This window comes from Nostoc parmelioides FACHB-3921, from assembly GCF_014696625.1.
Taxonomy (GTDB): Bacteria; Cyanobacteriota; Cyanobacteriia; order Cyanobacteriales; family Nostocaceae; genus Trichormus; species Trichormus parmelioides.
The window spans coordinates 1-14,465 of record NZ_JACJQL010000052.1; the positions used below are offsets into that span (position 1 = coordinate 1).

The 14,465-nt window shown below is 43.3% G+C and carries 11 protein-coding genes and 1 tRNA gene; 5 read left to right on the top strand and 7 right to left on the bottom strand.

Features of this window, described 5'->3' with window-relative positions; translation table 11 throughout:
* Positions 1-219 precede the first annotated feature (219 nt).
* From H6G14_RS24655 to H6G14_RS24665, 3 genes are all read right to left on the bottom strand, one after another.
* Positions 220-927: a 16S rRNA (uracil(1498)-N(3))-methyltransferase gene (locus tag H6G14_RS24655; protein WP_190570493.1), complete on the bottom strand. Its 708-nt coding sequence runs from the start codon at positions 925-927 to the stop codon at positions 220-222.
* A gap of 71 nt (positions 928-998) precedes the next feature.
* The gene (gene sir, locus H6G14_RS24660) at positions 999-2,951 is read right to left on the bottom strand and encodes a sulfite reductase, ferredoxin dependent (protein ID WP_190570495.1); all 1,953 of its coding nucleotides are present in this window, start codon (positions 2,949-2,951) and stop codon (positions 999-1,001) included.
* Positions 2,952-3,251: 300 nt separating this feature from the next.
* Positions 3,252-4,229 carry a DUF1517 domain-containing protein gene (locus H6G14_RS24665; RefSeq protein WP_190570497.1) on the bottom strand — a complete coding sequence of 326 codons (978 nt, stop codon included), beginning with the start codon at positions 4,227-4,229 and terminating at the stop codon, positions 3,252-3,254.
* A 1,059-nt stretch (positions 4,230-5,288) separates the two neighbouring features.
* Here H6G14_RS24665 and H6G14_RS24670 point away from each other — a divergent pair.
* The gene (locus H6G14_RS24670) at positions 5,289-6,512 is read left to right on the top strand and encodes a glycosyltransferase family 4 protein (RefSeq protein ID WP_190570499.1); all 1,224 of its coding nucleotides are present in this window, start codon (positions 5,289-5,291) and stop codon (positions 6,510-6,512) included.
* Positions 6,513-6,527: 15 nt separating this feature from the next.
* Here H6G14_RS24670 and thiS read toward each other — a convergent pair whose 3' ends face one another.
* Together thiS and H6G14_RS24680 are read right to left on the bottom strand one after the other, a co-directional pair.
* Positions 6,528-6,740 (bottom strand): sulfur carrier protein ThiS, encoded by a 213-nt coding sequence (gene thiS, locus H6G14_RS24675; RefSeq protein ID WP_190570501.1) that lies wholly within the window; start codon positions 6,738-6,740, stop codon positions 6,528-6,530.
* Between the two features lie 98 nt (positions 6,741-6,838).
* A complete protein-coding gene (locus tag H6G14_RS24680; RefSeq protein WP_190570559.1) occupies positions 6,839-7,945 on the bottom strand; it encodes a thiamine phosphate synthase in 1,107 nt (368 codons plus the stop codon).
* Between the two features lie 417 nt (positions 7,946-8,362).
* Here H6G14_RS24680 and H6G14_RS24685 point away from each other — a divergent pair, with 417 nt between their 5' ends.
* Positions 8,363-10,075: a DUF1565 domain-containing protein gene (locus H6G14_RS24685; protein WP_242053533.1), complete on the top strand. Its 1,713-nt coding sequence runs from the start codon at positions 8,363-8,365 to the stop codon at positions 10,073-10,075.
* A 51-nt stretch (positions 10,076-10,126) separates the two neighbouring features.
* Here the strand turns inward: H6G14_RS24685 and H6G14_RS24690 are convergent, their stop codons facing one another.
* Complete coding sequence (locus tag H6G14_RS24690; RefSeq protein WP_190570503.1) at positions 10,127-10,777, bottom strand: group I intron-associated PD-(D/E)XK endonuclease; 651 nt, start codon at positions 10,775-10,777, stop codon at positions 10,127-10,129.
* Positions 10,778-10,849: 72 nt separating this feature from the next.
* Positions 10,850-10,923: transfer RNA gene (locus tag H6G14_RS24695), tRNA-Arg, on the bottom strand.
* Positions 10,924-11,287: 364 nt separating this feature from the next.
* Here H6G14_RS24695 and H6G14_RS24700 point away from each other — a divergent pair.
* The 3 genes from H6G14_RS24700 (at position 11,288) to H6G14_RS24710 (ending at position 14,269) form a co-directional block, all read left to right on the top strand.
* Positions 11,288-11,947 carry an Npun_F0813 family protein gene (locus tag H6G14_RS24700; RefSeq protein ID WP_190570505.1) on the top strand — a complete coding sequence of 220 codons (660 nt, stop codon included), beginning with the start codon at positions 11,288-11,290 and terminating at the stop codon, positions 11,945-11,947.
* A gap of 174 nt (positions 11,948-12,121) precedes the next feature.
* Positions 12,122-12,979, top strand: a complete 858-nt coding sequence (locus H6G14_RS24705) for a hypothetical protein (protein WP_190570507.1) — start codon at positions 12,122-12,124, stop codon at positions 12,977-12,979.
* Between the two features lie 18 nt (positions 12,980-12,997).
* Positions 12,998-14,269, top strand: a complete 1,272-nt coding sequence (locus H6G14_RS24710) for a hypothetical protein (RefSeq protein ID WP_190570509.1) — start codon at positions 12,998-13,000, stop codon at positions 14,267-14,269.
* Positions 14,270-14,465 lie beyond the last annotated feature (196 nt).

The following is a 14,465-nucleotide window of genomic DNA, read 5'->3' on the forward strand; positions in this document are numbered from 1 at the left end:
TGTGCTGTCGAGGGTTTGCTGATTTCTCTGATTGTTCGATACCTAGTGAGTAGATGATACTTTTTATCAATCCACTCTTTTGCCATTTTGTCAATGCGTAAGTCCTAGATCCATTCAATGCACGCTATTAATAGGTTTCCCAAAAAAGAGCGTTAGGGAAGCAGGGGGAGATGGGGGAGTAAGGGGAGAAAAGAATTTCAATGCCTAAAAAATCTAAATTCATCCTTCACAAGCTGCGCTAATTAAGGATAATGCTACTAGTGGGGCTGTAACTGCACGTAAGATTCTCCCCCCTAAGGATACTGGTTGAAAGCTAAGTGTAGTAGCTTCCTCTAATTCTCTGTCTGTCCATCCTCCCTCTGGGCCGATCGCTATTACAATTTCCCCAGATATGTCTGTGAGAACATTTTTCAGATGGACATACTCGCCACGGGCTTCACAAATGTATCGATATGTGGCTGTAACATTATTAACGGCATCACTAAAAGCCACAGGCTCTAAAATCGTCGGTACAAATGCCCGTTCCGATTGCTCGGCAGCTTCGCTGGCTATGCGTCGCCAACGTTCCAGCTTTTGGGAACTGGGATTTAGTAAAGTGCGATCGCTCAACACTGGAGCAATACAAGCTACTCCCAACTCCGTACAACTCCGCACAACTTCATCAAATCCACTACCTTTAGGTAAAGCAATCATCAACGTAATTGCTACAGGTAATTCTGTTTTTACGGCTAATTCTTCTAATACCTGGGCTTGTTCTTCCGTGAGTCTAGCCAACCACCACTTACCCAGTCCATCCATAACAATAAAGCGATCGCCCTCACGCAACCGCAGCACCCGTTTTAAGTAATGTTTTTGTTGGGTTGTCAGTAGAACTTGTTCTTGTTGGAGTTGAGAGGGTGCGATCGTAATTCGTTGTAATTGGCTCATGAAATTTTATTCTTACTCCCCTTCCCTTGTAGGGAAGGGGCTGGGGGTTAGGTCTGTATTTGACCCCTTCTTTAAGAAAGGCTTTGGAAGTAAGCCTCTAGGGCATCTTTGACTAAATCAGTCATCGAACGGCCTTGACTTGTAGCTGTCGCCTTCACTTTGTTATATAAATCATCGTGCAGGCTGACTCGATACCGGGCTTTACGCGATTTAGATACAGCTTCAGGCTGTTCCGATTCTATGGTGACTGGTGTTGTTTCCGGTTGGTACTGGGCAACAAATTCACGAATACCATCAAAGCCGACGCGATCGCAAAAATCACCGAAGCTTTCCCCGGACTTGCGTGATTTTCGGAAATACACAAAAATCGGCTCTAGGAAGCTTTCTATGTCGTTATCGTGCAGTTTTTCTACATAAGGCTGTGCCAAGCGTGTTTGATTGGGTGAACCCCCTAACCACACTTGGTAACTTTCCGGCGCGCTACCAACAAAGCCCAGTTCTGCCATGTAAGGACGGGCGCAACCGTTGGGGCAGCCTGTCATCCTCACCACAAAATGTTCATTTTGTAAACCCACTTTATCTAAGAGAGTACGGATTCTCTCCAAAATACCGGGGATGGCTCTTTCTGATTCTGTGATTGCCAGACCGCAGGTAGGTAGGGCTGGACAAGCCATTGCATAACGGACTAAAGGCTCGATGGTCGTGGGGTCGGAAACCACATTGCAACGGTCGAGAATGGCTTGAATTGCTGGCTTGTTTTCTGGGGTGATTTCGTAAAATATCAGGTTTTGATTGGGTGTCAGGCGAATGGGTAAGTTAAATTGCTCGACAATTTCCCGTAAAGCGGTTTTCAGTTGAAACGAGCCTTCATCTTTTACCCGACCATTATCGATGGAAATACCTAAAAATAAATTGCCATCGCCTTGTTCATGCCAACCCAAGAAATCGTGATATTTAAACTCTGGTAGTTGCTTGAAAGGAGCAATGGGTTTACCAAAATATTCTTCTACCTTGGCGCGGAACTTATCCACACCCCAATCATTGATTAAGTATTTTAACCGAGCGTGACGGCGGTCAGTGCGATCGCCATAATCTCTTTGAGTCGCAACAATGGCTTTGACGGCACTATATACATCTTCCTTGGCTACATAGCCAATGGGGTCTGCCAATCGAGCAAAAGTTTCTTCCTTGTTGTGTGTCCGTCCTAAACCGCCACCAGCAAAGATATTAAATCCTTCCAACTGGCCTTTTTTATCAGTCAGGACAACCAATGTCAGGTCTTGAGAATATAAATCAATGGAATTATCCCCTGGTACAGTCACACTGACCTTAAACTTACGCGGCATATAATAAGTGCCGTAGAGGGGTTCTTCGGTGTCGTGAATGATTGTCCCGTTACCATTGCTTTGTCTAGCTGCTTTTACTTCTGGACTTTCTTCCGCACTGATAGCTTTTTCTCCATCTAGCCAGATTTCGTAATAAGCACCTGTTTGGGGTGAGAGTAAGTCAGCGATATTTTGGGCATATTCCCAAGCGTACTGGTATTCAGCCCGGTTTTTAAAGGGGGCTGGGGGAGCCATAACGTTGCGGTTGATGTCGCCACACGCACCCAAGGTTGAACCTAAGTTTCTCACAATTGTAGCGATCGCTGCCTTGAGATTTTTCTTTAAAATCCCGTGCATTTGGAAACCTTGACGAGTGGTAGCTCGTAAGGTATGGTTGCCATATTCATCAGCTAGCTTGTCTAAAGCCAAGTAAAGCTGCGGCGGAACCAAGCCACCCGGATTTTTTGTCCGCAGCATAAATTGGTAATCTTTCTCTTGACCCTTGGTGCGATTGTCACGATTATCTTGTTGATAAGAACCGTGAAACTTCAGGATTTGTACCGCATCTTCAGTAAAATGAGTAGTATCCTCAAGAATTTGCGTTGCTACAGGTTCACGTAAAAAATTACTGTTTTCTTTCAGCCCTTCGACTTTAGAAGGTTTACGGCCAGTGGTAGGAGGAGGAGCAGATTTAACCATCAGAGTTCTATAGGATTCTCAATAAGGCATCGGTAATCGCCGAAGCAGCAAATAGGGGCATTTTTGCGGCCGATAGTTTCCCGGTAATCCGGTCGGAAATATGAATAATACCTCAATTTTAACACGGCGAAAAGCCGACTTAGTCAGTGATTCTACACTTAATTAAACCAGCTTTTTGTATTTGTGAGTAATGAGTAAGCTATTCTGCTTTTGAGTTGCAAAATCCATCGTGAAGTCTGTTAACAGTTAACTGTCAACTGTTAACAGCCCTTATTAGTAGTTATGCAATTTTGAAGTTGCTTACACCAGTTTCAAATCAGGATACTCAGCAAACAAATCATCAGATGTGAGAGTATCGCCTTCAGCTTGTGGTGTCCACAAGACTTCAAATGCTAAAAGTTGTTCAGATGGAATGCTACCAATTTGCCGTAAGGCTTGGCGCAAGTCATCAGAACTATTAACAGCCGGGAGTTCAAACTTACCCAATGTGGCCGCCAACAAGGTGACGATAATATATTCGCCAGGGCCTTCTGTAATTAGACGGGTGGGGTTATCTATTTCATCAGCCCCAGGTAAAGCATCTTTAGTTCGAGCTGCTTTTAGCTGGTTATTGACGTTAGACAGGGTTTCTTCGCTGAACTTACTACGTTCTGCGAGGGCTAGGCGGTTAAATTGAGATTCAGCCGAATTTAACTTCGCCTGTTGTGTACCAACACCTGCATATACCCAATATTCGGGATGGCGCAGCAAAGCTAGGCTGGCTTCTTGTAGTACTTCTGTACGTCCTGTAGGGGAATTGGTATCAGCCGTTTCCGCGATGTGGTTAAGTTCTGGTTGCAAATCTCGCGCTTGTGCTAATAACCCTACTTGCAAGCGAGTTACGGTAACGGTGGGGTTGCTGTTGTAGCCAACATCTTCGCTGACTTCACCACTAGAGACACGACGGAAGGTTTGTACTAGGAAATTAGCGATCGCAAAAAATATTAAAATGCCAAATAAACCGCCAAATCCTCCCCCAATACCCCACAAAGGCAGTAAGAAGGGGAAACCAAAGCCACCACCAGGGTAGGGAGAATAACCATATCCACCACCAGGAGGTGCGTAACGTGGTGAATAGGTGCGGCTAGAAGGCGCTCTAAAGGAACCACCACCGATTCGTCCACCACTGCGAGCTGCTAACGCGCCATCGGCGTGTCCCAACGCCAACACCAATACTAGCCCCAGGGTAAAGACTGTTTTTAAGAAAGGTTTGATGCTTTGTAGTAGTTTTTTAGGCATAGTCACATTCGCTTGAAAAACGATATTACTTATTTCATTGTTATCTTTGGTGGAAGCATGACGGTGCTTATGTGATGCCAGCCAGTAATTCAGTCAGCAATTTTTATGATTGGCAGTAGCTCGGTGTAATCCTTGGCTACATATTCAATCTATCGCGTCTTGTCTTGGCTGGGCAGCAAACCCAGGGGGGATTTCTGTAGTAGATAACCGTACCTCAAAAGTTATCTCCTTTCAGTGAACTTTGGGATGAATTAAGAATTAATGTCGAAAAATAGTACAAGCCAGGGGAGTAATGGTGGAGGGGTAGGTGTAAAAAATCATAACCAATTCCCAATTACTTATTACCCATATCCACAATATGTTTTTGTAAACAAAAATATCCCTTGAATCTCAGAATATGAGGCATTTTGGCATGATGTTGTTATGTTCTCAAGATATTATTTAAATAGGGGATAGTTTTAGTCGTTTTTGTGTCAGTTTTTTAGTTAATCCTACAAATGCAATCATTAAAATTTCGTGAGACAAATGTTTCTTGCTGACAGTTTTTTTATAAAAAAAATGAATACAACATATAAAACCTTTAATTAATAAATACTTCATCAAATTAATAAATAAATCTCTATATTTTCTCTTTTAAAATAGAGGTATATCCTAGCTTTCAAATCCTGTTTATTCAGGATGAAAAGTATGGAATAACACGAAAATACACGCTTTTCAGTTTGGAATGAATTGATCGCAATTTGTAAAAATTTATTAAGAAAATCTGTAAATACTTAGATTTTATCGGCTAACCGTTGGCTAAATAGAAAAAAAAGGAGAAAATTAGATACAAGACCAGTATTTCATTCAGTAAATCTACTAATAGTACAACTAAGTTCGGTAAAAGTATGTATTAATAGAAACAATAGATTTTTATTTTCGAGTAAGTACTAGTCCATGTAGGTACAGATGTAGTAACTCCTAGCTTTGATCATAATAAGCAAGCTCACACTCATTATTTTGGTTTAGTTGCAGTTTGAACTAATACAACTTATTTGAATTAACTTCATTCAACTTAACATGGAACATATCTCGCAACTGGCTACAAAAATCAGAGACACGACTGCGTCCCCAGATATCTTAGTAATATCTAGCCTTTTCTTGCCTAAAGAAGCTGTAATTGGGGAATATCTCTACAATCGCTGTCTTCAAGATCCAGAACAAGTAATTGTTCTAGCAGCTAGTTGTAGAGGTGATAAAGCGTTTGACCAAGCACAAAAATTTCCTGTATATCGCTGGCCAAACCCTAAATACTGGCTTGGTGGTTTTTTAGGAAATTGTTTGCAGCCGTTGTTTAATTTGGTCGCACCATTCTTTCTGGCGATTAAACTCTATTTTCGCTATCATTACCGCTATATTGAATGGGGACACGGCTATGACTTCCCCTCGCTCTTATTGTTAAGCTATATCTTACCCATACGCTTCTTTATTTACTTACACGGTAATGACCTTGCTGCTGCTGTGGGTAATCCTGTATGGCGATCGCTCTTTAAATTAACACTGGCACGAGCTGAAGGCATTGTGTGTAACAATTCCTTAACCCAAGACTATCTCAGAAATACCTTCCGCTTACAAACCCCTACCCACGTTGTCCATCCAGTAGTTAGACCAGAAAAATTCGGACTGGGAAGCAATAGCCAGAGTCTAGATGAATTAGGCGATCGCCTGCGTCAAGCTTATAATATTCCCCAAAGCGCCATAGTCATTCTTTCCGTAGGGCGTTTAGTCAAACAAAAAGGCTTTGACCGTGTTATCGAAAACCTACCACTACTTTTAACAATTGGTGTAGATGTTCATTACATGATCTGTGGTCAAGGTGCTTGTGAGTCTGAACTAAAGGCCTTAGCAGAGAGGTTGCGTGTAGATAAGCGGGTACACTTTGCTGGGTATGTAGACAATCGGGAATTAGCAAGTTATTACGCAGCTTGTGATATATTTGCCATGCTCACTTTGTCAAATACTCCAGCTAGCCGATTAGAAGGATATGGTATTGTCTACTTAGAAGCTAGCTATTTTGGTAAACCCGTAATTGCTTCTCGTCACGGGTCTTTAATTGATACGGTACGTCATGAAGAAAATGGCTTGCTGGTAAATCCCAAGTCTGGTTGCGAAGTTTTTCAAGCATTTAAACAATTGTGCCAAAATCAGCAATTGCGTGAACGACTTGGTCATCAGGGTAAAGAATTAGCCAAACGTAAAACCTTGCACCGTTCGTTATACATTGGGCAAGGGGTTAGAAGCTAGGGGCTAAAGTCACAACTAACCACCACCGACAATTGTCACTACCTCTAAGCGATCGCCTGATTGTACTTGAGTCTGTTCCCACAACTGGCGATGTAAAATTTCCCCGTTATACTCAACCGCCACTAATCGGGGATTGAACCCCAATTGTTGGAGTAAATCGGGTAAAGGAGTTTGAGATGAGCAATTATGGGTTTCCCCATTTACTTGTAAGGTAATTGGATTAGACATAAGAATAATTCGTAAGTCGTAATTAAGATACACAAAAATTAGACATCTTTTACCAATTGGATATGAGATGTCTTGATAAGCTTTAAATTGTCAGTTGATTAACTTTCTGGCTGAATGCGATGGAGTTGAGAAATCAAATATTGTGTGACTAAGGTAGGTTGTTCAGCCTGCATGAGCGATCGCACTACCGCCACTCTTTCTGCTCCCGCATCAATCACATCATTGATATTATTGGCATCAATGCCCCCAATCGCAAACCAGGGAACTGAACTATTTTTAGCCGCATAACTCACATATCCTAAACCAGCCGCCGCCTTACCTACTTTGGTGGGAGTTTCGTATACTGGCCCCACACCTATATAGTCTGCACCTTCAGCGATCGCCTTTTGCATTTCATCAGCGTTGGTAGTAGAACGACCAATGAGACGTTGGGGGCCTAATAATTGCCTAGCAGTAGCAATGGGCATATCTTGCTGACCTAGATGCACACCATCAGCATCCACCGCCAGAGCCAAATCCACCCTGTCATTGATAATAAATAAAGCGCCGTAGCTGTGACAGAGTTGGCGGAGTTTCGTCGCCAGTTCCAGACGCACAGAATCATCAGTGTCTTTGTCACGATATTGTAACAATGTCAAGCCACCCTTGAGAGCAGCTTCCACAGTCGGTAACAAATTTTCCGATGGGGAAGTAACCAGATATAAACGCGATCGCCACAATAGTTGATGGCGCTGATGACCCATCAAATTAGTTTCTAGGCTGTAAACTCGATATCGCATCTGCTTACAAGCCTGTCCCATTTTCGGGTGATAAAGCTTACCGTATTCCTCCAACACCCGCAAAGCTTCTTCCACACGACAAAAGTTAGCTTGTAACAACGCCTTAATACTAGAGCGTTGTTCCTCCTGTGGATGACTCAAATCAGTGCCGGGATCACCTGCTGTATCTCTGGCTGCGCGCAATTCTTCTGTGTGCCAAACAGCCACCTCTTGGCGCAAGTACTTACATTCCCCTGCCAACTGGCCGCTATTCAACCCAAAGCGACACCATTCTTCAATAATTCGCAACCCTTCACGAGCGCGGTCTAAATTAGCATCTAATATACGGTAAACAACCTGCTGGATTTGCTTTTGTTGGCTGTATGGTTCTACCATTACAACTACCCCATTAGTGATGCTTTCATCGTAATAGCCAGCCTCTTTCATATTTGCAATGTTTCTCGCATCATGGATTTGCATAGGTATTGGGGATTGGGTATTGGGTATCACGCGTTAGAATTTGGGAACTAGGAAAAAATGTTTCTAGTCCCCAGTCACTAGTACCCAGTCCCCAATCCCTTTATTAATTACTTTGTATTCAAAATAGCCAATAGGTCAATATAGCGGATAACATTATCGACATACTGAATATTGCGAGTATGAAACTTTATTATTACTTCTAAGGAGTGGTGTGAATTGATTTCCCCCATTTTGTTTAGATATCATCAGTTAGATACCTTGCAAGTTAAGCAAACTTCCCTGGAATTAGCAAGGTATGCGGTTTCTAGCCTGTCTATACTATCTACTCTGGCAGTATGCAGCGTAACCATGCTGGGTACTACCCCTAGCAGTGTTATTGCTCAGATGCCGCCTGTAGCAGAGCAGATGCCCCTCAGTGAAACAACAATGTCTCAGGTTAATGTACTCTTTGTCAACCCAAGTGCTGGAGATGACAAAGTAGGTAATGGTGGTGAAAGTACACCTTTGAGGACTATTACCCAAGCATTGAAACTTGCCAGCCCTGGTACAGTAATTAAACTGACACCGGGTAATTACAGTGTGGAAACAGGGGAGACGTTCCCTTTAATGCTCAAACCCGGAGTTTCGATTCAGGGAAACACCAGTAACAAAGGGCAGGAAGTTAAAATTCAGGGCGGAGGACTGTTTCTCAGTCGCAGTTTTGGAGGGCAAAATGTCGCCATCGTTGGTGCTAATCAAGCAGGCTTAACCGGGGTGACAATTACAAATCCCAATCCCCGTGGTTATGGCTTATGGATTGAATCGAGTAATCCAGTCATTAGTGAAAATACTTTCACAGGCAATACCCAAGATGGTATTTCTGTGACTGGTAACAGTGCTACCACAATCACCAAAAACTATTTTTATCGTAACGGAGCCAACGGCATCACTATTGGTGGTAATTCTCCCGCCCAGGTGCGAGAAAATGTGTTTGAGGAAACTGGTTTTGGCATCAATGTCGCCCAAAATGCCGTGCCAATGTTAGTTAGTAATCAAATTCAAAACAATCGTGCAGGAATTATTGTTCAAGCTAATGCTCGCCCGATTTTACGGAATAATTTAATTCAAGGTAGTAAAGAAGATGGCTTAGTGGCGATCGCTCAAGCAATGCCAGATTTAGGTAATGCTACTGAAGCAGGTGGTAATGAATTTCGTAACAACGCCCGTCATGACATTAATGCTAGTGCCGCTAAACAGGCGATCGCCGCAGTTGGTAATACTCTCGACAGCAAACGGATTACGGGTAAAGTAGCTCTCAACGCTCAAGATGCGCCCGTGGCTAATAATGCCCCACCTACTGCCGTATCTAGCCGTGTACTACCAATTAGCCCTAGTGAGAGGGAAGTTATATTTACTGCTCCTACTGTATCTAATACTACTAGTCAACCAAGCCAGCGTGTAGTTCGTAGCCAAGGTAATAGCCAATTACCAGCACTAATATCAGCTAATGCGCCCTTGACTGTACCTAGATACAATCAACAACCACCAGCCCCGATTCCCGAACGAGTCACAAACCAAAATATACCAGGAAATATTCCCACCACTTCTACAACTAATCTCACCCCCGTAGCCACAACGAGGACACAGACAGCACAGTTAAATTATGTGCAGATTGACCCCAACACCATTGAGTTTGTCGCACCCCAACCCGAACAACCAGAGCAAATCGTTCATACTCAAGCACCACCCTTGAATGTACCCCCCCAAGCAAGAGTTAGTGATACTAGTATTTTGCCTGTACCTACTGGTGATATTCCCCTGGGCGACACCCGCAATTTGCCAAAGATATCAGCACCCCAAGTTAATGCAACAGGTATCAGTGGTAATTATTTATCAGCCGCCAGTAGCGAATCTATACGCTATCGCGTAGTAGTAGAAGCCACAAACGAAAAAGAGCAAGAATTAGTGAAATTTCTGGCTCCTGGGGCATTTTCTACCTTCTGGCAAGGTCGCAGGGTGATTCAAGTGGGAGTTTTTAGCGATCGCAGTAATGCTGATGAAATGCTAAGAGTTCTCAATAGCAGTGGTTTAAGAACCATTGTAGAGCCATTAAATTGATCACAAAAAAGCAGACTAAGCTAATGCGCGTCTAATAAGGGCTGTTAACTGTCAACGATCAACAGCCCTCCCCTGCTTCGCCCAATACCCTCTGGGCGGCTTGTCTATCCCATAAGCCTTACACCACTTCTCCACAGATTTATCAGACACACCAAAATCTTTACCGATTTGCGCTGTCGGCTTTTCCCACACCAACTTTTCTAATTCTTCCTTAGACGGCCTGACCACTTTTCTCGTAAGAACTCTGGCAGCCAAATTCACCTTCCTGGTTGTCAAATCAACGCCAAACTCCTTATAGGTTCGCTTAGGCGCTGCTTCTGTAAAATCTGTGAAATCTTCCCACCAGTAAAAAGGACTGGCTGATTTAGGGGGTGTTGTTCTGATGCAGCAACCACCAAACTTAATTGATGGGTATACTATTTTGTCTATAGCTGGTAAGTAGATACCATAAAAGTCAAAATCGTCGGGCTTGTACTTCTTTTGATGATTTCCGTTTCTGTCAGCCCAAGTGCTTTTATTGCTGACAAAGTTATTAGCTGAATATTTGGCTTGGATTCGATAAAATTTTCCATGCTTGTAGGCAATAAAGTCAAAAGGAGCGTGTTCAGTGACTACTGGTACAAAAATGGAGTATTCCTTCTCGACTAAATCTGCTATGACTTTAGCGGCTGCAAGATCACCCTTATCTTTAGTATGGTGCATCAAAACAAACCCTCACATCTTTTAAGAAATTTACCCTAAATTTAGGTATGTGAGAAGATTATTTTTTATCAACAGGCGCGGCAGGACTTGAACCTGCGACAGTCCGCTTAGAAGGCGGATACTCTATCCAACTGAGTTACGCGCCCAAGTTAATACTCAGGCTCCCATAGGAGTCATCCAGGTAATTATATCGTTTTCTTTCATAAGAAGCAAACAAAAAATTGCAGATTTACCGATCGCAAGGCTAAGATGCTAGTCGCCAGTTCGTTGATTTAGATTAAAAATGCGGCAAACTGGCTATTGATTAGCTATATTGTGTGGTCAATGGGCAGTTATTTGCGTGTTGAGTTAGAAATTGACTAGATCATTTAGTCTAAAGTAAATTCTTTTACAAAGACTAGTTCAATTTCACCTACATCACGTAAGTAATCGCACTCTTGGCGATACTGCTAAATCAGACTATAAATCGCTTATCTACAAAGCCCCTGTGAGGAGTTATTTGCTAGTGCCATGTTTATTTTGAAACGGCAGGATGTTGAAATATCAAGCATTCAGCACCCAAAAAAGGATCAGCAAGTGCCGATCCTCCATTATCAGGGGCAGACTTTTCGCTTGATTAGCGTGTTTAAAGCTGGACAAGAGGAAGAGGCTAGAGCCTTGTGGAGAGAATTAACCGATAATCGGGGTAAAGCTTGTGTCTTGCTGGAAGAACCGGATCGCTTTAGCGTTTGGGGTAAGGTACGCTTAGACCAACTAGGTAATGATACTGGTGGCCATAATAAAAATGGGGTATTTGTTCAGGCGAGTATTTTGCTGTTGCAAGCCGTCCACATGGATATTGAAGATTTTTTAGGTACAAAGCAAGCTGCTTTATTTGAAAAAGATATCGCTGAAGTCATGCGACAACAGCAGTTTCCAGAAACTTCTTCTATTGAAGCAGTCAAACATTGGGTAAAAACTAATCCTTTGGAATCGGCCAAACTCCCAGCCTGGAAGGAAAATCATGTGACTAGCTTCTTGCAAGAACTACATAAGCTGGGGAAAACATATTTTGGTAACGCCAACTTTGCTTGCCAAATAGCCGATAAGTTACAAGATATGCCAGAAGGTGAGCGATCGCTGTTTATATCTTGGCTAAATCAATCTTCACTGAGTAAACTGTGGCAATAGCATAAAACTTGAAGAAAAAAAACTACCCATTGATAGTTTCTCTATGGGTGGAAAAGTGATGAGTACTGAGTCATGAGAAATTATTAATTTTGAATTTTGAATTGATTAGTCCCTAATCCCCTCTACAAGTTCTTGCACAACAAAATCTTGCCAAAGTGCATTTAGTCAAACTCTATGAATAGTTCTTACAAGAATTCGCCGCAAACTGTTAAATCCTGGTTCACCACCCAGAACATCGTTTTAGCTAGCATTGGTTGGGGTGTACTGGCACTGTTATACTTTTTGTTATTCAGTGCCAAAGTCCCAGGGGCAGATGGTGTCGAAAGCCGGGCAGAATGGTATGTACTAGGGACAAATATTTTTGAAGCCTTAGCTTACCTAAATGCCGGAATATTGTGCCTGCGGAATTGGCGGAGTCCACAAATTGTGAGCAGTCGTAATGTGTGGTTGGCGATCGCCATAGGTATGATTTCTTATTTCCTGGGGGGGATATTTTTTGGCTATACAGAAATAGTTTTAAAAGAAGAACCGGATGCCTCTATTGGCGACGTGTTTTTTGTATTAAGTTATATATCTCTAGGGATAGGCATGATTTTAGCAGTAGCTACCAGGCGAATTAATCTGGAAAAATGGCAATGGCTCATTGTCTTGGCAATTGGAGTATTCGGGAGTTTATTGGCATGGTGGATTTCTATCCAACAAGCCACAGGCGCAGAAGAAACAATAGTCACGATTTTGAATTGGTTTTACATAGTCAGCGACGTATTGCTATTAATCATCGCCACCACCCTATTACTAGCTTTTTGGGGAGGACGTGTTTCTCAATCCTGGAGAATGATTGCGGCGGCCGCCTTTTCGCTCTACATTGCAGATATGTGGTTTAAATACGCTCAAGGTCCCAATTATCAAAGTGGAGAAATACTAGAAGTGTTTTGGGTGTTTAGTGGAGTGTTATTTGGTATGGGCGCTGCCCTAGAATATGACGCATCATTAAGCCGGACTCGGCGGGAGCGCGGAAGAAAACGAGCATAGAAAAGATTGGTATCTACCGTGAGAAAACTAACAAACTCTGACAAACAAGAAATTCTCAAGCTATATCGAGAAACTGCTGAAACGACATCAACCTTAGCAGAACGCTATGACGTGAGTAATTCCACAATTAGCCGTCTGCTCAAAAGTACCTTGCCTGAAGATGAGTACGAATTCCTCGTTTCTTTGAAACGTGCTGCTAGGACTCCTGAAGGCAGAGCGCAGGTCAGTTATGACCAAATTCCTTTTGTGGGTCAACCAGAGGAAGCCCCGGTCATCAGCACTCAGAAGGTTGAGTTACCAGAGCCAATCACAAAACCGGAACCTTCACGGGTAGAAGACAAGCCAACCCCAGTCATTAGAAAGGGACGGCAAGCTAAACCGGCACCTCTGCCGGAAGAGAAACCCCAACCTTTGTTGGCAGAGGAGGAAAAACCAACCCCTGTAATTAGAAGGGGGCGGCAAGCCAAGCCAGTATCTTTACCTGAAGAAGAGAAACCAACCCCAGTTATTAGAAAGGTGCGGCAAGCCCAACCAGAGTTCTTTGCTGAGGAAGAAGAAAAGCCAACCCCAGTCATTAGAAAGGCACGGCAAGCCAAACCAGAGTTCTTTACTGAGGAAGAAGAAAAACCAACCCCAGTGATTAGACGGGTGCGGCGGCGTTCTGCTTCAGAGGAAGAAGACAGGGAACCCATAGCACGGCAATTGGAAATTCCAGTAGGGAAACCTCAGGAAATTATCAGTATTTCCAGTCCGTTGCTAGAAGATGAAACGGCGGAAGTCACACCGATGGGTTATGCTCCACCGCAGGTAATCGCCGAAATGCTTGGTGAAGACTTACTAGACGAATCCGAGGACTTAGATGATCTAGAGGAGGACTTAGACGACGATTTAGATGAAGAAGACTACGAGGACGAGGAAGACGACTTAGAGGAAGCAAGACCTCTAGTTACCAGAAGAAGATTTGGGGATGCCGCAGTGCAAGTTCTACCCCTATCTGTGGCATCTTTACCCAAGACCTGCTATTTGGTTATTGATCGCTCCTCGGAGTTAATTACCAGACCACTCAAAGACTTTGGTGATTTGGGGCAAATTCCTAGTCTAGAAACCCAGCAAAGAACGCTACCCATATTTGATAATCACCGTGTGGCTAAACGCTTTTCTACCAAGCGCGATCGCGTGATTAAAGTCCCCGATAGTAGAATGCTGCACAAAGCTCGCACCCATCTGCAAGCGAAGGGTATCACCAGACTGTTAATTGATGGTCAGGTCTACTCTTTGTCTCTGGTGTAGGGGTGTAGGGGTGTAAGGGAAAGAATTAACGGATAAAATCGAGATCCAATTGATTCAACACTGTTTACACGCGATGTGCGACTTATTTGTGAAACCCCTCTCCAAACCTCTCCCCGTTGGCGTTAGCCTGCCGTTAGGCAAGCGGAGAGAGGCTTTGAATCTTGCTCCCCTTCCCTTGCAGGGAAGGGGTTGGGGG

Bases quoted from the DNA above. Each gene is read 5' to 3' on its own strand.
- H6G14_RS24680 (WP_190570559.1), bottom strand. From the start codon at position 7,945: ATGAAAGAGGCTGGCTATTACGATGAAAGCATCACTAATGGGGTAGTT.
- sir (WP_190570495.1), bottom strand. From the start codon at position 2,951: ATGGTTAAATCTGCTCCTCCTCCTACCACTGGCCGTAAACCTTCTAAA.
- H6G14_RS24700 (WP_190570505.1), top strand. From the start codon at position 11,288: ATGTTTATTTTGAAACGGCAGGATGTTGAAATATCAAGCATTCAGCAC.
- H6G14_RS24690 (WP_190570503.1), bottom strand. From the start codon at position 10,777: ATGCACCATACTAAAGATAAGGGTGATCTTGCAGCCGCTAAAGTCATA.
- H6G14_RS24655 (WP_190570493.1), bottom strand. From the start codon at position 927: ATGAGCCAATTACAACGAATTACGATCGCACCCTCTCAACTCCAACAA.
- H6G14_RS24665 (WP_190570497.1), bottom strand. From the start codon at position 4,229: ATGCCTAAAAAACTACTACAAAGCATCAAACCTTTCTTAAAAACAGTC.
- H6G14_RS24670 (WP_190570499.1), top strand. From the start codon at position 5,289: ATGGAACATATCTCGCAACTGGCTACAAAAATCAGAGACACGACTGCG.
- thiS (WP_190570501.1), bottom strand. From the start codon at position 6,740: ATGTCTAATCCAATTACCTTACAAGTAAATGGGGAAACCCATAATTGC.
- H6G14_RS24705 (WP_190570507.1), top strand. From the start codon at position 12,122: ATGAATAGTTCTTACAAGAATTCGCCGCAAACTGTTAAATCCTGGTTC.
- H6G14_RS24685 (WP_242053533.1), top strand. From the start codon at position 8,363: ATGCCGCCTGTAGCAGAGCAGATGCCCCTCAGTGAAACAACAATGTCT.